The sequence below is a fragment of the Erythrobacter sp. genome (assembly GCF_038133525.1).
In the GTDB taxonomy this organism is placed as follows: Bacteria; Pseudomonadota; Alphaproteobacteria; order Sphingomonadales; family Sphingomonadaceae; genus Qipengyuania.
On record NZ_JAYPTL010000112.1, the window covers coordinates 1 to 368 of the forward strand.

The following is a 368-nucleotide window of genomic DNA, read 5'->3' on the forward strand; positions in this document are numbered from 1 at the left end:
GTGAAGGCATGCCGATCGGTTGCAAGGTCACCCTGCGCCGCGAACGCATGTACGAATTCCTCGACCGTCTGGTCACCGTCGCAATGCCTCGCATCCGCGACTTCCGTGGCCTGAACCCGAAGTCGTTCGACGGCCGTGGCAACTATGCCATGGGCCTGAAGGAACAGATCGTCTTCCCCGAAATCTCGTACGACAAGATCGAGAAGGTCCGGGGCATGGACATCATCGTAACCACCACGGCGAAGACCGACGAAGAGGCGCGCGAACTGCTCCGTCTGTTCGGTTTCCCGTTCCCGGCGGAAGCGTCGGAAGAGAAGGAGGCGGCGTGAGCCGCTAATAGAGGAACTTAAGTCCAATGGCGAAACTGA

Annotated in this window: 1 pseudogene; it reads left to right on the top strand. The window is 59.5% G+C overall.

The window, feature by feature from the left end:
* A pseudogene (locus AAFM29_RS16625) lies at positions 1 to 329 on the top strand (50S ribosomal protein L5); the annotation flags it as partial.
* Positions 330 to 368: the final 39 nt, after the last annotated feature.